Source organism: Pseudomonas sp. CMR5c (assembly GCF_003850545.1).
GTDB classification, from domain to species: Bacteria; Pseudomonadota; Gammaproteobacteria; order Pseudomonadales; family Pseudomonadaceae; genus Aquipseudomonas; species Aquipseudomonas piscis.
Map to the genome: position 1 here is coordinate 4,497,559 of NZ_CP027705.1, position 18,064 is coordinate 4,515,622.

Consider the following 18,064-nt stretch of genomic DNA (forward strand, 5'->3'; position numbering starts at 1 on the left):
CATGCGCCTGAACCACCTTTTCGTCGAGAACTTCCAGGGCCTGCGTCTCGCTAACCTGGAACTGCAAGCCCCCATCACCCTGGTGGCCGGCCCGAACGGCGCCGGCAAGTCCAGCTTGCAGGAAGCGATCAACCTTGCGCTGGGTGGCCAGGCGCGGGTAGCGCTGAAGAAGGACTACAAGCAGTTGATCACCGACGGCCAAGCCAAGGCCCAGATCATTGTCAGCCACGACGACGTGGCCAGCAGCTACACCCTGCCGGCCGGCAAGGGCGACCACACCACAGCCACAGGCGACGAGTACCTGCCATATGTGCTGCGCCCTGCCACCTTCGCCGCCCTGGACGACAAGGGTCGCCGGAAAATGCTGTTCGCGCTGACGAAGTCGAGCAGCAAGCCCCAGGCCGTGGTCGAAAAGCTGCTGGCCAAGGGTACCGATGCAACCAAAGTTGAGCTGATCAAGCCGCTGCTGTTGAGCGGCTTCTCGCCCGCCCAGGACCAGGCCAAGGCCTACGCGAGTGAAAGCCGCGGGGCCTGGAAAGCGACCACCGGCGAAAACTACGGCAGCGAGAAGGCCGAGGGCTGGCTTGTGACGATCGACCCGATGCCTGATGGAGTGCCGGAAGTCACGCGGGACGACCTCGCCCAGGCCGAGGCCGAACACGCCAAGGCATTGGCGGAGATTGGCAAAGGTGATCAGCACCTGGGCGGCCTGTACGAAAAACGCGATGCCGCTTCGTCACACGACACCCGGAAGGCACAGCTGCAGGAAGTCTTCGGTCAGCTGGATCGCCGGAGGGCCAAGCTGGAGGCTACCAACAAGGACCTGGAAGGCTGGAAAGCAAAGGTCAGCGAAGCCGAGGTGCAGGTCCAGGCCTACAACGGCGAAAGCCCCTGCGAATGCCCAAGCTGCCACGTCAAGCTGAAGGTTGTCGGACGCCTTGTTGAGATATTCAAAGGCAAGACCGCCGATGCAGCAAAGCTGGCCACCGCCCAGGCCGACCTCAAGAAAGCGAACGAGGCTTATAGCCTGCTGGCCCGCACCCAGGTCAACGACCAGAAGGCCGTCACGGAGGCCGAACAGGCCGGGCGCGACCTGGCAGCCCTGGAGAAATCCGCCGGCGAACCGGTGACAGAGGCAATGATCAAGCGCGTAGAGGACGCGATCCAGGTGCAGCACCGCTTTCGTGATACCGCCAAGGCCAAGGCCGAGGCGATGCGCGAACGCCTGGACCTGGTCGCCAACGCCGAACAGCGGGCAGCAGATGCCGCGGGCCATCATGCAGACGTGAAGGCTTGGACGCTTATTGCCGACCTGCTGGCCCCTGATGGCATTCCCAGCGAGATCCTTGCCGGAGCCCTGCAGCCTTTCAATAGCAGCTTGGCCGCCGGGTCAAACATCGCTGGCTGGGCCCAGGTAAAGATCACCGCCGACATGACCATCACCGCCGGCGGCCGCTCCTACGCACTGCTGTCGGAGTCGGAACGCTGGCGCGTCGATACCCTGCTGGCCCTGGCCATCGCAGAGCATTCAGGCCTGCGGTTCCTGGTCCTCGATCGCTTCGACGTGCTGGACCCGCCACCCCTGCCGGCTCGCGGCCAGCTGTTCCGCCTGCTGATGGCGGCCAACAAGGCCGGAACCCTGGACAGCGCCATTGTCTGCGGCACCTTGAAAGAGAAGCCCGCCAAGCTGCCGCCAGAAATCAATGCAGTCTGGATCGAGAACGGCATCGCCGGCGGTAACCAGCAATTGCAGCAAGCCAGCTGACTACCTCACACGCACACCATACGGCGCCTACGGGCGCCTTCTTTTCGCCTGGAGAAACCTATGTCCGACCTGATCTGCGTCTTCGACACCGAAACCACCGGCCTCCCCAAGTTCAAGGAGCCCAGCGAACACCCCGATCAACCCCACATCGTGGATATTTGCGCCCTGCTCTACACGCCCGGCGGCGTGCTGGTGGACTCGTTCGAAGCGATGGTGCGGCCAGACGGCTGGACAATCCCAAACGACGTATCGGTTATCCACGGCATCGACGATGCCATGGCCCTGGAACACGGCATCGACGAAGGCCTGGCCCTGGAAGGGTTCATGGATATCTGGCGGCGGGCTGGTCTCCGGGTAGCACACAACGTCTCGTTCGACGATCGAATTCTGCGTATTGGTCTGAAACGCTACTTCGGCGATGCGGCGGCCGACGAGTTCAAGACTGGGCCGAAGTACTGCACCTGCCAGAACAGCACCGCCCTGGTGAAGTGCCCGCCCACTGAAAAAATGATCGCCGCCGGCCGGGGCGGTCAGTTCAAACAGCCAACGGTAGCTGAGGCCTTGGTGCACTTCACCGGTGAGGAACTGGTCGGTGGTCACCGCGCCCGCGCGGATGCTGAAGCCTGCGCCCGCGTCTACTTCGTGTTGAACCCGCCCGCGCAAGTCGCCTGACCCTGCCCTATTCTGCGCCGGAACTCGCCGGCGCAACTGCACATCAAGGAACCGCCGCATGATGCTCAAGCGAGTTTTTAAACACTTCCACTTCTGCTGCGGCCTCGGCGGCGGCGCCAAGGGTTTCAACCGGGCCAGGTCCGTAGTCGGCAACATGCTGGGCACCTGGCAGTGCATCGGGGGCGTCGACGTTGACCCTGTGGGCCTACGCGACTTCGAACGCCTCGCTGGCGTCCCGGGCACCCAGCTGGATCTGTTCACCCGTGATCAATACGTTCGCTTCCACGGGAAAGAGCCACCACCAGGGTGGCGCGAGGCCACGGCCGAGGACATTCGGCGCGCCGCTGGCAACCAGCGCCCCGACGCGATCTTCATTTCCAGCCCATGCAAAGGCGCCTCGGGCCTGCTGTCCGAGAAAATGAGCCTCACCCCGAAATACCAGGCCCTGAACGAGCTGACACTGCGCTGCATCTGGCTCATGGGCGAGGCCTGGCCAGATGATCCGGTGCCGCTGATCGTCTTCGAAAACGTGCCTCGGCTCGCTACCCGCGGCCGTCACCTGCTGGACCAGATCAACAAGCTGCTGAGCCACTACGGCTACGCATCCGCTGAAACCACGCACGACTGCGGAGTCATTGGCGGCCTGGCCCAGAGCCGGAAGCGCTTCCTCTTAGTTGCCCGCCATGCCGAAAAGGTACCGCCCTTCCTGTACGAGCCGGAGAAGAAGACGCTCAAGTCGGTGGGGTCGATTCTCGGCCGCATGCCGATGGCCGGAGATATCGAGGCCGCGGGCCCTATGCACCGCGTGCCGTCACTGCACTGGAAAACCTGGGTGCGACTGGCACTGGTCCAGGCCGGCAAGGACTGGCGCAGCCTGAATGACCTGGCCATCGAGGACGGGTATCTGCGCGATTTCGTGATTGTGCCCGAGGCTTACGGCGGCTATCTCGGCGTGAACAAGTGGGACGACTCAATGGGTGTTGTCGCCGGCCGGAGCAGTCCGACCAATGGCGCATTCTCCATAGCAGATCCACGGGCCAGGGACGGCGCCCTGCAATACCAGCAGTACGGAGTGCGGCGCTGGGATGAAACCAGCGGCGCGGTGATCGGCGTCAAGTCGCCCGGGCAAGGGACGTTCAGCGTTGCCGACCCAAGACCTGCAGGTGTTCGACACAACAACGTGTACCGCGTCTGCAAGATGGATGGTCCCGCCGGCACAGTCACTGGCGGCCAGTCACCCAGTGCAGGCGGTCAATGCATCGCAGATCCTCGGCGCCCGGGTGAGGGCTTCGGCAAGTACCTGGTGACGCCATGGGACCAAGCTGCCGGCACTGTGATTGCCGGAAGCACCACCGGCCAGGGGGCATTTGCTGTTCAAGACCCAACGCCAGGCATGAAGCGCGAGAAGGGAGACGCCTACCTCACCGGTGGCCATTACGGGGTTGTCGACTGGAACGGTCAGGCCGGAGCTGTTTCGGCCAGTGCCCGCCAGGACAATGGCCGCTGGTCCGTCGCGGATCCACGCATGCCAGAGCCCAGCGAAAAGCTCACCTGCGTGATCGAGAGCATCGACGGAACCTGGCACCGCCCCTTCACCACCCTGGAGCTGGCCGCCTTGCAGAGCCTGGTCGAGCCGGAGGAATGGCTTGAGCTGGACGGTCTGAGCGACCAAGCCTGGCGGGAACGGATCGGCAACGCTGTCCCCCCGGCCGCGGCCGAGGCAATCGCCCAAGTCATGGGCACCACCCTACTCCTGGCCGAGGCCGGAGAGACGTTCATGCTCAGCAACATGCCCGTTTGGGTGCAGCCCGTGGCGGTGGCGCTGAGCGTTGCCCAGCAAGAAAACCAATAGCCTCCCGAGGTACACCATGAATCCAACAGCACAGCGGGCGCTTGAAATTCGCGTCATCACCGCCCTGGCCAACCATGAACGCCTGCTGCAACAGGTTGGCCAAATGAAAAAGCAGATCGGCGCCCACCTGGCAGAGTGTCCGGTGATGAAGAAAGCCAGCGACTGGAGCATCAGCGCGCAAGAGGCCAAAGAGGTCTACGACGAAAAGACGGGCAGAGTGAAAACGCACCTGTGGGGAGCCTTCAACGAACTGATAGAGGGTAGCCACGGCATGGTGCGCATGAATCTGGACGACCAGGAAAATTACCTTACAGATCCTTGGTGCGACGAGACCCGCTGCGACCACTGTTATGCGGCCTGGCGGGTTATCCAGGACCGTCGCGAAGTGCGTCAGGAATTGGGCCAGGCGCGCCGGGCGCTTCGTATGCTGGGTAAATCGGCACTGAAGGTGGTGTCGTGACCGCCCTACGCCGCAAGACCAGGATCCGCGGGGCCCCGATGAAAGCGCTGGACCTGGTCACGATCTGCGACCAGTGCAACAAGTCACGGGCCCACGGCAACCACGATAAATGCAGCAGAGCGCGACAGGTCGCCATGGCCGAGTTGCGCGCACGGGAGGAACACCATGCCTAACAACGAACGCCTGGTAGCCCAGCTCCAGGAAGACCTGAACACCCGGGACCAGGCCCTGGACGACGCGGCAACAGAGAACGACGAGCGCGAGCTTTCTCGTAGGGATTGGTTCGACGAGGCGCAGAGGCTGCAAGCCAAGCTGGCCGAGCGGGATGCGCTGCTGCGTGATGCGCACGAAGAATTGGTAAGCCGTGACAGCCCGGTTGGCAGGCGTATAACAGCAGCCCTATCCGCAAGCGCAGAGCCAAAGTCTTGCGGCGCGTGTGCCGGCTGCGAGGATGGTTGCCGTGTTGATCGCGAGTCACCACCACCACCACTTGAGCGCGACGAGCGGGCGGAGTTCGAGACTTGGGCTGGTGACGTTGTTCCAGGCCTCTGGCCTTTCGATAAGTACAACAGCGGTGACTTCCGAAACGAAAACTTGCAGCGTTACTGGATGGGCTGGCAAGCCCGCGCCGCCCTGGACTGCCCAGACTGTGGCGATACCGGCGTAGAGCCATGCAGCAAGCACGGGTGGAAGCCATGAGCAATGATTTCAAGCGTGAAGACCGCTACTTCGTGATCAAGCGAAGCGACCTCGACAAGCTGTCGCCGCTTGACCGGGATGTCGTCAAGTCCAACCTGGAACACATCGCCGCCATCCTTTTCGGCTGGAACGTTCCTGATCGCGAATACCTGGTAATCGAAAGCGACTGGCCGGAGTACGAGCCGGCCTGGGCAGCAATCAAGGCTCGGGTTACCGGCGAGTCAATTGCGACCCCTAAACCCGCTGGGTACATAAGCGACATCGGCCTCGCAAGGTTAAGAGCAGGTCGACATGCATCGATCACCAGGGCAAGGACCAACAGAATGACAAATGCTCTCTATCTGGACCCTGAGCTTGCGATCCCAAAATGCCCCAACTGCGACGGCGGAACGCTTCAGGCCGAGGTCTATCGCTACAAGTGCACCCAGTGCGAGTTTGAATGTGGAGAAGCCGAAGATGAGTAACGAAACGATCAGCGTGCCGCGTGAGCTTTTGCAAACCATAGTTTCCGTTCATCCAAGTGACAGGGATTATCGGATTGCTAAAGAAGAGCTGCGCGCCCTTCTCGCCCAGCCTGCCGAGCAGCACCAGAGCGAGCCGGTGGCCAATCCAGAACTGCAGTTCGACGACCAAGAGCGCCAAAAACTGATCGCCTGGGGGCGCAACTGCGGGCTTGAGGAGGCATCGAGAGTCTGCCAGCGCATGGCACATGAGGCGTACTACCCGCCCGGGACCAGGTTCAAGCACTTCACGCCAAAAGCGCAGATGCGCCTGGGCGACATTCTGATCAAAGCGGCGAATGCAATCGGTGGCCTACCTGACGGCCCCTACGAACGCTTTCACGCGAGCAAGAGCAAGAAATCCCGATAAGAGTACATTTGTACTCCTCCCGCAAAAGCATCACCCCTTCCCCTCTTTCAAGCCAGCCGCAGCAGCGGAATGGCGGAGCTATGCCATGAATATCGACAAAGAACGCCTCAAGGCCCTTGCCGAGGCTGCACAGGCCTGGTCTGGAGAAATCGGCGAACAGCGCTGGTACGAAGCCGATTGTTTCAAGCAGCCATACTTCAGCCTACCCGACGCTGAGTTTCTTGGATCCGTCAGTCCAGCTGCGGTTCTGGCCCTGCTCGCCGAGATCGAGGCACTACATGAAAGCGCGAACTTCCGGGCGGTGCAGAGCCTGCGCTCTGACTGCGAGGCGCTGCGCAAGGACGCCGAGCGCAGCAGGCGCATGCTATTGGATGCCTGCGTCTCCATCGGCAGCATTGGCGAAGCCCTCGGCCTTGATATGGACGCCGATGCCGACATGATGATCGGCACAGCTCGCGATCTGATCGACGGCCTGAACCGGATCATCAAGGAATGCCCGCTGGGAAGCCCAGGATTTGCCATTGCCACCGAGGTACTTGGAGAGCTTGGCGTGCAGCAGGAGGTGCAGCCATGAACAGAGCTAGCCCCGTCCAGTTGCGCAAAGCCATGGAAATGGCCAGCGCCCTCAAAAATGCAGGAATTCTGTTCGTCTGCATGCCGGTTACTGATGAGAACGAGCACTACGCCTTAGTCAAACAAGCAGAATTCCGGCTTGAAAAGATGGCTCAAGAACTGGAAGCGCTGGAGGTGCAGCCATGCGCCTAAAGAAATCCGAGCGCGAGCAAGTGCGCCTGAAGTATGGCGGACACTGCGCCTACTGCGGGGTGCTACTGGGTGACCGGTGGCACGCCGATCATCTCGAGCCGGTGGTTCGTGAGCTTCTGTCCAAGAGGACCGCCGCTGGTACCTGGAAGCTTGTGTCGGGCAAGCCTCGAAACTGGCGCACCGGTAGTTTTCCACTTCGAAAAGGAGGTACAGCCATGATCCTCCCCGCCCTGCTCTACCTCGCATGGAACATCTACACGGGGCCAAGGCCATGACGCAAATGATCGAAGTGAAGGCCGCCGAACTGGTCGGGCCAGCGCTGGACTGGGCCGTGGCAACCGCAGAAGGAATGAACCCGTCGACGTACTTCTACAGGCACGAGGGATATTGGGTAGTTCCCATTGCGAGAGGTGGATACAACCCGGGAGGCAAGTCCGTTTACTGGTTCTCGCCATCGACGAACTGGAGCCAGGGCGGCCCGCTGATCGCCACGCATCGTGTAAGCGTCATCTATTCGGATGAAACCTGCGACCCGTGCGCATGGACCGATAGGACTGCCCCATGGCATGGCAGTACTCCGCTGATCGCCGCCTGTCGCGCCATCGTAGCCGCCAAGCTGGGCGACGTGGTCAGCGTGCCATCCGAACTGGCCTGAAGAGTCCGCCCGGCCCGGATAAGTCGGTCGCTAGCACCAGGACAGCGAACCAGGCGGACCACGCAACAGTGCCCCGGCGCAACGCCGGAGGCAATCAGACACACCTCAAACCAATCAGACAGCCTGCAGCAGCGGGCGGGATATGCACATGTCCGAAATAGACGAACTACCCGAAACGTACCCCTTCGACAAAGTGCCCGAGAAGCGCATGGCGCAGCTCATCGGCACCACTCAGCGCGCCCTGGAAAGCAAGCGAGCCCGTGGGGGAATCCCCGAAGGCGTCTGGAACAAGATCGACAACCGCATTTTTTACAGCATCAGGAGATACGAGGCATGGCAAGAAAGCCAATGGGACTGCCCACAGGAGTTGAATTTGCTGGTGATTCAATCCGAATCCGATTCACCTGGAAATATCGCCGGTGCGAAACCCTCGCCTTCCCACAAACGGCAAAGGGGATCAAAGCGGCCGCGGATCTCCGTGCTCACGTAATCAGCCTGGCAAAACACGGGGCGTTGACGGACGAGAAATACGCAGAGCTTTTTCCTAACTCCAGCTATGTGGCGACGACTGAGTCAGCCGTCGTTACGTTCGGGGAATATGCACAGACCTGGCTCGACAGTCGCGAGGTCGTAGAGGGCACCAGGAGCAACTACAAAGGCAGCCTCAACCTGTACTGGATGCCTGCGCTTGCCGGCATCCCCATGAACGACATAACCCCCATGGTGCTGCGCAAGATCATTGCTGCAACCGAGTGGCCCAGTCCAGGAGTTAAGCGTGCGGCGATATCACGGGTGAATGCCTTGTTCAATACGGCCGTGCAGGATGAGGTCGTTCCACGCAACCCCGCAACATCGATTCAACTGCCGGCGAGAAATAAAAAGGTCGTCGATCCTTTCACCGCGGAAGAAGCCGACGCGCTCATTGCGTGGCTGTATGCGAACTTTACCCGACCGGTGGTCAGGATCTACGCCGCCTACTTTGAGTTTGCTTTCTACACAGGGATGAGGACCGGTGAGCTGCTGGCGCTGCGCTGGGATGAGATCGACCTGGAGGCAAGGACCGCACATATCTGTCGGATCGTTGTGAAAGGCAAGGTGCAGGAGCGCACGAAAACCAAGTACGCAAGGACGGTAATGCTGAACTCCCGCGCCATGAACGCCCTGGCCAAGGCCAAGGAAATTGCCCAATGCCGCGATAGTGACCGGCGCCGGGTGTCCAAATCGTCGCCCTACGTGTTCCAGCCGTCCGGCAGCTCGCCGTTTATCAAGGGCCCCACCACCCCCGCCGGGCACTTCGCCACAGCCCTGCAGGCCCTGGAGATCAGGCCCCGCAACCAATACAACTGCCGCCACACCTACGCTACGATGTGCCTTATGTCAGGCATGAACCCGGCGTTCATCGCTGGCCAGCTCGGGCACAGCGTGCAAGTGCTGCTCTCGACTTACGCGCGCTGGCTGAGTTCCACAACGGACTGGACTGAACTAGGGAAGCTGGAAAGCAAAATTGGTACAAAATTGGTACAGGATGAAAAATAGTTTAAGTAAGAGCCCGTAGTTAAAGGCGAATGGCAAGTTTCTAGCACATACTCATAAAATGTAACGTTTTTCCAAGAAAGCCCGTTGCAAGACGGCATATCCATCCTATCGAGTCCACCAGCGTGAAAATTCGTCTCTCCATCCTCAGCTTGTTGTTTGCTGTGTCCGGTACCCTGGTCGCGCAGAGCGTCGACGCCGCCGAAACCACCGCGGCGCCAAGAGACACTTCACAATTGCACATCGCCTCCGGCAGCGCCCTGCTGCTGGACCTGCAGACCAACAAAGTCATCTATTCAAGCAACCCGGACGTCGTGGTGCCCATCGCCTCGGTCACCAAGCTCATGACCGCCATGGTCGTGCTGGACGCCAAGCAGCCCATGAACGAATACATTTCCGTCAATATCAGCGACACCCCGGAAATGAAAGGCGTGTTCTCCCGAGTCAAGCTCAATAGCGAACTCAGCCGCCATGAAATGCTCCTGATCACCCTGATGTCCTCGGAAAACCGCGCCGCCGCCAGCCTGGCCCACCATTACCCGGGTGGTTACGCCGCCTTCATCGCCGCGATGAATGCCAAGGCCAAGTCCCTGGGCATGACCCACACCCGCTACGTGGAGCCCACCGGCCTGTCGATCCATAACGTGTCCACCGCCCGCGACCTGAGCAAGCTGCTGCTGGCCGCACGCAAATATCCGCTGCTCAGCGAACTGAGCACCACCAAGGAAAAGACCGTGGCATTCCGCAAGCCCAACTACACCCTGGGCTTTCGCAATACCGACCATCTGGTGAACAAGGAAAAATGGGACATCAAGATCACCAAGACCGGCTTCACCAACCAGGCCGGTCATTGCCTGGTGCTGGTGACCAGCATGGGCAATCGTCCGGTGGCCCTGGTGATTCTCGATGCCTTCGGCAAGTACACCCACTTCGCCGATGCCAGCCGGATCCGCAACTGGGTAGAAACCGGCAAGAGTGGCTCGGTGCCGGATGTGGCCCTGCGCTACAAGGCCGAGAAGAATCTCAAGAGCCGGCAGGTGGGAGCCACCCAGGCCTCCCACTGATCCGCAGCTCTCTCCTGCAACAACGGCGCCCTCGGGCGCCGTTGTCGTTATTGAAGACTCAACGTTTATCGAGGGCCTTGCCGGCCCTGGCGGCTGCCTGCTCCTGGCCGGCCTGGGCCAGTTCATTGACCGCCTTCAGCCAACGCTGACGATCGACCCCCGCCGGCAGTTGCTCGGGAGCCTGGATCAGCACCGCGAAGCTACCGGCATCCTTCCAGGCTGACTCGAACTCGCCGAATTCCATCAACTGCCGACGCAACTTGGCACCGCGCAACAGCACCGTCTGCTTGTCCCGGTTGTAACCCGCCAGTACCGCATAACGCGGCTCAGTCCAGAACTTGCCTTCGGTAAAACGCACCAGCACTGGATAACCCGCAGCCACCTGGGTCAGCAGGGCCGCCAGGTTATCGTCCAGGGGGTAGACCACCATGCCGTATTCCCGAGCCAGCTTCTGCATATTCTGCTGCAACTGGGCCTCGGCTCCCGGCAAATGCAGGGGCTTGTCCAGCAACCCCGGGGTGATCACGATGCCCTGCTGCGACAGCATGCTGGCCAAGGCCCCCGGCCCGCTCTGGTACATCTCGCCACGGAAGAACGGCACGCTGCTCAGTTCCACCCGCTCAGGCAGGCGCTTGAACTGCGGCTGCACGCTGCCGGCACAACCGACCAGGCCCAGGACACAGGCGCCGGCCAGCAGCGCCACTCGAAATCGAGGAAATACCCGCACCATCATCGCTCTCTATATCTGCTGCCGGGCGACCCGCTCCCGGCTGGGGCCCTGATCATAGGGCTCTCGCGAGCGGGGGTATAGCGCCGGGGGGCAGTTAATTTAAAACCATAGAGCGAAGTGTTCGAAGACTCTCGACTATTGGTCAATAGCTTGAAACACAGAGGCTACTAGACTGTCGATTAGTAAGAGTGTGTGCCCCACAAGGGCACGAAAGGAGGCACTTATGAGCCTGACGACAACGATCCTGATGCTGGTCCTGGGCTGGCTGGCCGTAGCCGGCGCCATGCTCTGGGGCGTGTTGCGCATCACCCGGCGCCATCACCATCCACGGCAACCCGCCGCCCCCGTGCAAAAGGCCGATCGCCGCCCCGCCACCGTCCATTGACTGACCACAAGCCCAGAAACCAAGCGGCCGCCCGACTCCAGGGAGTCAAGGCGGCTGCGGGGCATGCTTGCCGTTCAGTTCAGGCCTGGGCCTGGCTCTCCTGGCGCTTCTGCCGGGCCCGGCGGGCCAGCATGTTCAGGCACTCGATGGCAGCCGAAAACGCCATCGCCGCATAGACATAGCCCTTGGGCACGTGGGCACCGAAACCTTCGGCGATCAGGGTCATGCCGATCATGATCAAGAAGCCCAGAGCCAGCATCACCACGGTCGGGTTGTCATTGATGAACTTGGCCAGCGGCTCGGCGGCCAGCAGCATCACCAATACCGAGACCACTACGGCGATGATCATGATCGGCAGGTGCTCGGTCATGCCCACGGCGGTAATGATGCTGTCGATGGAGAACACCATGTCCAGCAGCAGGATCTGGCCGATCGCCGCGGCGAAACCGATGGCCACGCTGGGCGTCTCGGGCTTGGCCTCTTCAGGCTTGGAATCCATGCTGTGATGGATTTCCGTCGTGGCTTTCCATACCAGGAACAGGCCGCCGGCGATCAGGATCATGTCCTTCCAGGAGAAGCTCTGCCCCATCACCTCGATCACAGGCTCGGTGAGCTGGACGATGAACGCCACCGTGCTGAGCAAGGCCAGGCGCATGAACAGGGCCATGCCGATACCCAGCCGCCGCGCCTTGGCCCGGTGCTGTTCCGGCAACTTGTTGGTGAGGATGGAAATGAAGATCAGGTTATCGATGCCAAGCACGATCTCCATCACCACCAGGGTAGCCAGGGCGACCCAGGCGGTGGGGCTGGCGGCAAGTTGTAAAAGGTAATCCATGGGTCAATCCTGACTCGGTTGAATGAAAGATCAGATTTCCTGGGACGATTCGGCCTGCTTGGCGTCCTTATCCTGGTCTTTTTCCTTGCCGACGACACCGCGGGTGGCATCGCTCAGGGCCTGCTCTGCCGCCTTGTGAGTGTCGTCGATGGCTTGCTTGGCCGCTTGCGCCGTTTTGTCCAGCACTTGCTGGGCACTCTTCTCCGCCTGATCACAGCCCGCCAGGGTCAGCATAGACAGGGCCAGCACCGTGACCGCGCCCAGGTTCTTCAATGACATGCTCTTTCCTCGATAGAACGGACAGGACCAAGGGGTGGCCCGTCGATGGCGTGGCATTCTAAGGAGCGCAATACTTCAGTAAAATTCGTATTTTCAGCAGTTATACTTCGGTTTTTACGAATATAGACCAGCCATGCTCAACTACCGCCAATTGCACTACTTCTGGGTCGTGGCCAAGACCGGCAGCATCGTCCGCGCCTGCGAGCAACTGAACCTGACGCCCCAGACCATCAGCGGGCAGATCACCTTGCTGGAGCAGACCTATGGCGTGGAGCTGTTTCGCCGGGTCGGGCGCCAGCTGGAACTGACCGAGGCCGGACGCCAGACGCTGCCCTACGCCGAGCAGATGTTCCAGCTCGGCGGCGAACTGGAGGCCATGCTCCGGGCCCGCCCCGATGAACAGCAGATCCAGTTCCGCGTGGGAGTGGCGGATGTGGTGCCCAAGTCCATCGTCTACCGGCTGATCGCCCCGACCATGGAGCTGAGTGAGCCGATCCGCCTCACCTGCCGCGAAGACAAACTGGAACGCCTGCTCGCCGACCTGGCCATCCAGCGCCTGGACCTGGTGATTTCCGATAGCCCCATGCCAAGCCACCTGGATATCAAGGGCTACAGCCAGAAGCTGGGGGAATGCGGGATCAGTTTCTTCGCGACTGAGCAGTTGGCGCGCCTGCATGCCGCCGACTTTCCCCGCGGCCTGCACGGGGCACCACTGCTGATTCCCGGACAGGAAACCGTGGTCCGCAGCCGCTTGCTACGCTGGTTCGCCGAGCAGCAATTGCAGCCGCGGATCATCGGGGAGTTCGACGACAGCGCCCTGATGCAGGCCTTCGGCCAGTCCGGGAGCGGTATTTTCATCGCCCCCAGCGTGATCGCCGATGAGGTGCGCCAGCAATATGGAGTGCAGCTGATTGGCCAGACCGACGCCGTGGCCGAGTCGTTCTATGCCATTTCCGTGGAGCGCAAGGTCAAGCACCCCGGCATCGTGGCCATCACCGAAGGGGCGCGACGCGAATTGTTCACGCCCCTCGGCCACTGAACTTCAGGAAGCGCAGGCCTGGGGAGCGGCCTCCACCTTCATCAGCAGCACCGCCAGGAAGATGGACAGCAGGATGAAACCAGCCGCCGTGAACCCCAGGTGGCCCAGGCCGAAGGTATCGATCACCCGGCCGCCGACTATCGCCCCCAGGCCCACGCCGACGTTGGCCCCGGCGATGTTCAGCGAGGCGGCGAACGCCGGCGCCTGCGGGGCGGCTTTCATCATCCGCACATGGCTGACCAGGAACATCGCCGCCTGGGTCATGCCCCAGACTCCCATGGCCGCCGCCAGCCCCAGGGTCGAGTGAATGCTCGGCACCAGGGCCACCATGCCGCCCATCATCAAGGCACAGAACACCATCGAGGCGATCAGCGGATGGCGGTCCACCACCCGGCCTCCCAGGGAGTTGCCGATCAGCCCTACCGCGCCGAAGCCCATCAGGCACCAGCCCACCAGGGTACCGTTGAAGCCGGCCAGGCGCTCGAGGATATCCGCCAGGTAGGTATAGGCGGTGAACATGCCACTGAACACCAGGATCGACAGCAGCACATGCCCGAGCATCAGCGGATTGCGCAGGATGCCGAACTGCGAGCCCAGGCTGGCCTGTTCGTCATGCACCGCAGTCTTGGGCAAGTAGAGGAACAAGAGCAGTGCCTTGGCGAAGGCCACCAGGGCGAGGATGGCGAACGCGCTGCGCCAGCCGAAGACGTCGGCGATCAGGGTGCCCACCGGAATCCCGAATACCGTGGCGCAGACGATGCCGAAACCGATCTTGGAGATGGCGCGCCCGGCATCGTCCGGTCCGACGATATCCACCGCGGTTTCACTGGCCAGGGCCCAGAATACCGGCAACCCGAGGGCCGGCACCAGCCGGGCGAAGGCCATCACCCAGATGTTCGGCGCCAGGGCCGCCACGGTATTGGACAGGCCGAACAGCACCAATACGATGATGAACAGCTGCTTGCGCGGGAAACGCGCGAAGTAGGCGGTCAGGAACGGGCCGAACGCGGCGACGGTGAACGCGAACAGGGTCACCAGCAAGCCGGCCTGGGACACGCTGACCTGCAAGTCGCGGGCGATCGCCGGCAACAGGCCGACGATCACGAACTCCGTGGTCAGGATGGTGAAGCCCGCGGCCGATAACAGCAGGATGGGAAACAGCATGAAAACTCCAGCGACGACGAATGACAGCGAGGCCCGAAGGGCGCGCTGAGCGGATAGGAAAAAAGGGATGGCGAATACTAACAGACCGGGTCCGGGTCAAGGCAACCTCAAGCTGCTATCCCGGCTACCGACAAGTGGCAGATCGTCACATCGGCACGGGAAGCCGGGCCTGCTGTGCTAAAGTCCGCTCCCTGCCCCAAACGGACACCGGGCAAGCGCCTGCCACGTGATCGACCCGAGCGTCCGTTGCTTTCCGACCGCAGCCTTGTGTCGCGGTTCAATCCCGAGGCAGCGCCCTGCGGGACCGCCAACACGCACTGCACATTAAAAAAACAGAGATACCTTCATGAGCGCTTCACCTCCCTCTTTCCTGCAATCCCTCAAACGCTTGAGCCTGGTGACCCAGATCGTCATCGGCCTGATTGCCGGCATCGCCCTGGCACTGCTGGCGCCCGAGGCGGCCAAGTCCACCGCCTTCATCGGCAAGGTGTTCGTCTCGGCGCTCAAGGCCGTGGCGCCAATCCTGGTATTCGTGCTGGTCATGGCGTCGATCGCCAACCACAAGCACGGCCAGGAAACCCACATCCGGCCGATCCTGGTGCTCTACCTGCTGGGCACCTTCGCCGCCGCGGTGGTGGCCGTGATCGCCAGCAGCCTGTTCCCGTCGTCCCTGGTGCTGGTCACCCATGACGTGGCCGTCAGCGCCCCGGGCGGTATCAGCGAAGTCCTGCAAAGCCTGCTGCTGAGCGTGGTGGACAACCCGGTTAGCGCGCTGATGAACGCCAACTTCATCGGCATCCTGGCCTGGGCCATCGGCATGGGCGTGGCCATCCGCCATGCCGGGGAAGCCACCCGCAACGTGCTCGACGACCTGTCCAGCGGCGTGACCCTGATCGTGCGGGTGGTGATCCGCTTCGCGCCCCTGGGGATCTTCGGCCTGGTGGCCTCGACCCTGGCCACTTCCGGCTTCGATGCCCTGCTCGGCTACCTGCACCTGCTGGCGGTGCTGATCGGCTGCATGCTGTTCGTGGCCCTGGTGATGAACCCGCTGATCGTCTACTGGAAGATCCGCCGCAACCCCTTCCCCCTGGTGCTGACCTGCCTGCGCGAAAGCGGTATCACCGCCTTCTTCACCCGCAGCTCGGCAGCCAACATCCCGGTCAACCTGGAACTGAGCAAGCGCCTGGGCCTGCACGAAGACACCTACTCGGTGTCCATTCCCCTGGGCGCCACCATCAACATGGCCGGCGCTGCGATCACCATCACCGTGCTGAGCCTGGCCGCCGTGCACACCCTGGGCATCGCCGTGGACCTGCCCACCGCCGTGCTGCTGAGCGTGGTCGCGGCCATCTGCGCCTGCGGTGCGTCCGGCGTCGCCGGCGGCTCGCTGCTGCTGATCCCGCTGGCCTGCAGCCTGTTCGGCATCCCCAGCGAAATCGCCATGCAGGTGGTGGCCGTGGGTTTCATCATCGGTGTCCTGCAGGACTCGGCGGAAACCGCGCTGAACTCCTCCACCGACGTGCTCTTCACCGCTGCGGCCTGCATGGCCCAGGAAGACAAGGGCCAGGCATCCGCCTGATTGCGCCCCATTGAAAAAGCCCGGCCAGGTTGACCCTGGCCGGGCTTTTTCATGCCTGCAACACAGTCGGGAGCGGGATCAGAAGGCGCCCATGTAGTCACGCTTGCCCACTTCCACGCCGTTGTGGCGCAGGATGGCGTAGGTGGTGGTGACGTGAAAGAAGAACTGCGGCAGGCCGTAGCTCAGCAGGTAGGACTGGCCGCTGAAGCGCTTCTCTTTCGGAGTACCCGGGCGGGTGACGATCTCGATGCCTTCCTTGCCGTCGACCTGGGCCGGCTGGATGGTGTCGAGGAAGGCCAGGACCTTGGCCAGCAGCGCCTGGAGCTCGGCGAAGGTGGTTTCGCTGTCCTCATACTTGGGCAGCTCGATCTCGGCCAGGCGCGAGGAGACGCCCTTGGCGAAGTCCACGGCGATCTGTACCTGGCGCACCAGCGGGAACATGTCCGGATACAAACGCGCCTGGAGCAAGGCCGCAGGCTCGATGTTCTTCGCCGTGGCGTGGGCCTCGGCCTTGTGCAACACATCGCTCAGGGCCTTGAGCATCTGCTTGAAAACAGGAACGGAAGCGGCGTACAGGGAAATGGTCATGACAGTCTCGATCAACGGTGATGGGAATACAGCGCGCGCGGATTATAGCCCCAGGCCGTGACCCGGTGCGTCCTGCGCAATGCTCTGGCGGTAGACGCTGGGGGCCACGCCGAACCAGCGCTTGAAGCTCTGGGAAAAACTCGACAGGTCGCTGAAGCCCAAACGCTCGGCGATCTGGCCCAGGCTCAAGGCGGGATTGGCCAGCAGCTCCAGCGCCCGGGCCCCGCGCTGCTCGGCCAGCAACTGGCGATAGCTGGTGCCCTCCTCCTGCAAACGCCGCTTCAGAGTGCGCACGCTGGTGTGAATCAGGCGGGCCATGCCCGGCAAGTCCGGTACGCTGCCGGCGGGCTGCGCGTCCAGTTGCAGGCGCACCTGCGCGGCGCTGCCCTGGGATGCCTGCCGACGCTCCAGCAACTGCGCGCACATCTGCTCGCACATCGATACCGTGACCGGATTGGCCTGGGGCAAGGGACGCTGGAGCAAGCGCCGGTCGAACACCAAGGCATGATGGGCCGCACGAAATTCCGGAACCAGGCCGAAGATCCGCCGGGCCTCATCCACGCCATGCTGCACCGACGGAGCACCACGGCGAGTCAGCCGCAGCAGGCGAAAATCCTGGCCGACGATTTCCTTCATCAATACCGCCGCCGCGGCCATGTCCCGCTCCAGCAGGAACGTCCGCACCCGAGCGTCCGCCACCGCCGGCTCGCCAAAGGTCAGCACCCCAAGGCCGGGTTCCTGGTGATAGCCAATAGAGGCGAAGGCATAGGTCAGGGGCAGGAAACGCAAGGCCAGACGCAGGGCATCGGCCGGGGTCGCGCTGCTGATCAGGCCATAACCGAACAAACCATAGGTGGAAAAGTGATAGCGCAAGCCCACTTCATGGCCCAGCCCCGGCGGATGCCCCAGCAAGGCCAGCAAGTTGCCCACCAGTCGCAACTCCTGGGCCGCCGACAACAGGCTGTTGGGGTCCTGCAATTGCTCCAGGGACAGCCCCGAGCCAGCCAACAGGCGCGTCTGCGCCAGATCCCGCTCAAGGCCGAAGTTCACCAGCAACAGGGCGCTGGAGGGTCCGCGGGTGAATGACTGAATGTTCATGGGCCAGCTCGTCGCAGCATGTTTTGGCCCAA

22 protein-coding genes are annotated in these 18,064 nt (G+C 62.2%); 16 read left to right on the forward strand and 6 right to left on the reverse strand.

Annotated features, from left to right (window positions below; all coding sequences use genetic code 11):
• The first annotated feature begins 1 nt into the window (after window position 1).
• The 13 genes from C4K40_RS20680 (at window position 2) to pbpG (ending at window position 10,335) form a co-directional block, all read left to right on the forward strand.
• On the forward strand, window positions 2-1,765 hold the full coding sequence (locus C4K40_RS20680; protein ID WP_053137417.1) for an AAA family ATPase: 1,764 nt from the start codon (window positions 2-4) through the stop codon (window positions 1,763-1,765).
• A 60-nt stretch (window positions 1,766-1,825) separates the two neighbouring features.
• Window positions 1,826-2,437 carry a 3'-5' exonuclease gene (locus C4K40_RS20685; RefSeq protein ID WP_053137414.1) on the forward strand — a complete coding sequence of 204 codons (612 nt, stop codon included), beginning with the start codon at window positions 1,826-1,828 and terminating at the stop codon, window positions 2,435-2,437.
• 61 nt (window positions 2,438-2,498) lie between these two features.
• Window positions 2,499-4,289 carry a DNA cytosine methyltransferase gene (locus C4K40_RS20690; protein ID WP_053137546.1) on the forward strand — a complete coding sequence of 597 codons (1,791 nt, stop codon included), beginning with the start codon at window positions 2,499-2,501 and terminating at the stop codon, window positions 4,287-4,289.
• 16 nt (window positions 4,290-4,305) lie between these two features.
• Window positions 4,306-4,749: a hypothetical protein gene (locus C4K40_RS20695; RefSeq protein WP_053137411.1), complete on the forward strand. Its 444-nt coding sequence runs from the start codon at window positions 4,306-4,308 to the stop codon at window positions 4,747-4,749.
• Window positions 4,750-4,914: 165 nt separating this feature from the next.
• A complete protein-coding gene (locus C4K40_RS20700) occupies window positions 4,915-5,448 on the forward strand; it encodes a hypothetical protein (RefSeq protein ID WP_053137408.1) in 534 nt (177 codons plus the stop codon).
• Window positions 5,445-5,912, forward strand: a complete 468-nt coding sequence (locus C4K40_RS20705) for a hypothetical protein (protein ID WP_053137404.1) — start codon at window positions 5,445-5,447, stop codon at window positions 5,910-5,912. Before C4K40_RS20700 ends, C4K40_RS20705 begins: the two co-directional genes overlap by 4 nt.
• Window positions 5,905-6,318 (forward strand): hypothetical protein, encoded by a 414-nt coding sequence (locus C4K40_RS20710; protein WP_053137402.1) that lies wholly within the window; start codon window positions 5,905-5,907, stop codon window positions 6,316-6,318. The genes C4K40_RS20705 and C4K40_RS20710 overlap by 8 nt, the downstream gene beginning before the upstream one ends.
• 85 nt (window positions 6,319-6,403) lie before the next feature.
• Window positions 6,404-6,892, forward strand: a complete 489-nt coding sequence (locus C4K40_RS31985; RefSeq protein WP_256224247.1) for an ead/Ea22-like family protein — start codon at window positions 6,404-6,406, stop codon at window positions 6,890-6,892.
• On the forward strand, window positions 6,889-7,083 hold the full coding sequence (locus C4K40_RS20725) for a DUF1382 family protein (RefSeq protein WP_053137400.1): 195 nt from the start codon (window positions 6,889-6,891) through the stop codon (window positions 7,081-7,083). The genes C4K40_RS31985 and C4K40_RS20725 overlap by 4 nt, the downstream gene beginning before the upstream one ends.
• Before the next feature lie 271 nt (window positions 7,084-7,354).
• The gene (locus C4K40_RS20735) at window positions 7,355-7,738 is read left to right on the forward strand and encodes a phage protein NinX family protein (protein ID WP_256224246.1); all 384 of its coding nucleotides are present in this window, start codon (window positions 7,355-7,357) and stop codon (window positions 7,736-7,738) included.
• Between the two features lie 148 nt (window positions 7,739-7,886).
• Window positions 7,887-8,228 (forward strand): hypothetical protein, encoded by a 342-nt coding sequence (locus tag C4K40_RS31990; protein ID WP_256224245.1) that lies wholly within the window; start codon window positions 7,887-7,889, stop codon window positions 8,226-8,228.
• Window positions 8,132-9,274, forward strand: coding sequence for a site-specific integrase (locus tag C4K40_RS20745; protein ID WP_256660345.1), 1,143 nt, complete (start codon window positions 8,132-8,134; stop codon window positions 9,272-9,274). Before C4K40_RS31990 ends, C4K40_RS20745 begins: the two co-directional genes overlap by 97 nt.
• Before the next feature lie 122 nt (window positions 9,275-9,396).
• Window positions 9,397-10,335, forward strand: coding sequence for a D-alanyl-D-alanine endopeptidase (pbpG, locus tag C4K40_RS20750; protein WP_031320183.1), 939 nt, complete (start codon window positions 9,397-9,399; stop codon window positions 10,333-10,335).
• A gap of 58 nt (window positions 10,336-10,393) precedes the next feature.
• Here pbpG and C4K40_RS20755 read toward each other — a convergent pair whose 3' ends face one another.
• Window positions 10,394-11,065: a peptidase C39 family protein gene (locus C4K40_RS20755; RefSeq protein ID WP_053137537.1), complete on the reverse strand. Its 672-nt coding sequence runs from the start codon at window positions 11,063-11,065 to the stop codon at window positions 10,394-10,396.
• Window positions 11,066-11,288: 223 nt separating this feature from the next.
• On the opposite strand from C4K40_RS20755, the gene C4K40_RS31630 reads away from it, so the two are divergent.
• The gene (locus tag C4K40_RS31630; protein ID WP_164485036.1) at window positions 11,289-11,450 is read left to right on the forward strand and encodes a hypothetical protein; all 162 of its coding nucleotides are present in this window, start codon (window positions 11,289-11,291) and stop codon (window positions 11,448-11,450) included.
• A 79-nt stretch (window positions 11,451-11,529) separates the two neighbouring features.
• On the opposite strand, the gene C4K40_RS20760 is transcribed toward C4K40_RS31630, so the two are convergent.
• Both C4K40_RS20760 and C4K40_RS20765 read right to left on the reverse strand, forming a co-directional pair.
• Window positions 11,530-12,285, reverse strand: a complete 756-nt coding sequence (locus C4K40_RS20760) for a TerC family protein (RefSeq protein WP_022639738.1) — start codon at window positions 12,283-12,285, stop codon at window positions 11,530-11,532.
• Between the two features lie 30 nt (window positions 12,286-12,315).
• Window positions 12,316-12,564, reverse strand: coding sequence for a hypothetical protein (locus C4K40_RS20765; RefSeq protein WP_031320186.1), 249 nt, complete (start codon window positions 12,562-12,564; stop codon window positions 12,316-12,318).
• A gap of 133 nt (window positions 12,565-12,697) precedes the next feature.
• On the opposite strand from C4K40_RS20765, the gene nhaR reads away from it, so the two are divergent.
• Complete coding sequence (gene nhaR / locus C4K40_RS20770; RefSeq protein WP_053137391.1) at window positions 12,698-13,603, forward strand: transcriptional activator NhaR; 906 nt, start codon at window positions 12,698-12,700, stop codon at window positions 13,601-13,603.
• 3 nt (window positions 13,604-13,606) lie between these two features.
• Here nhaR and C4K40_RS20775 read toward each other — a convergent pair whose 3' ends face one another.
• Window positions 13,607-14,767 (reverse strand): MFS transporter, encoded by a 1,161-nt coding sequence (locus C4K40_RS20775; protein ID WP_053137386.1) that lies wholly within the window; start codon window positions 14,765-14,767, stop codon window positions 13,607-13,609.
• 346 nt (window positions 14,768-15,113) lie between these two features.
• On the opposite strand from C4K40_RS20775, the gene sstT reads away from it, so the two are divergent.
• A complete protein-coding gene (gene sstT, locus C4K40_RS20780; protein ID WP_022639740.1) occupies window positions 15,114-16,346 on the forward strand; it encodes a serine/threonine transporter SstT in 1,233 nt (410 codons plus the stop codon).
• 78 nt (window positions 16,347-16,424) lie between these two features.
• Here sstT and C4K40_RS20785 read toward each other — a convergent pair whose 3' ends face one another.
• A complete protein-coding gene (locus C4K40_RS20785) occupies window positions 16,425-16,934 on the reverse strand; it encodes a DUF1993 family protein (protein ID WP_053137383.1) in 510 nt (169 codons plus the stop codon).
• Between the two features lie 42 nt (window positions 16,935-16,976).
• Complete coding sequence (locus C4K40_RS20790) at window positions 16,977-18,032, reverse strand: AraC family transcriptional regulator (protein WP_053137380.1); 1,056 nt, start codon at window positions 18,030-18,032, stop codon at window positions 16,977-16,979.
• Between the last annotated feature and the right edge of the window lie 32 nt (window positions 18,033-18,064).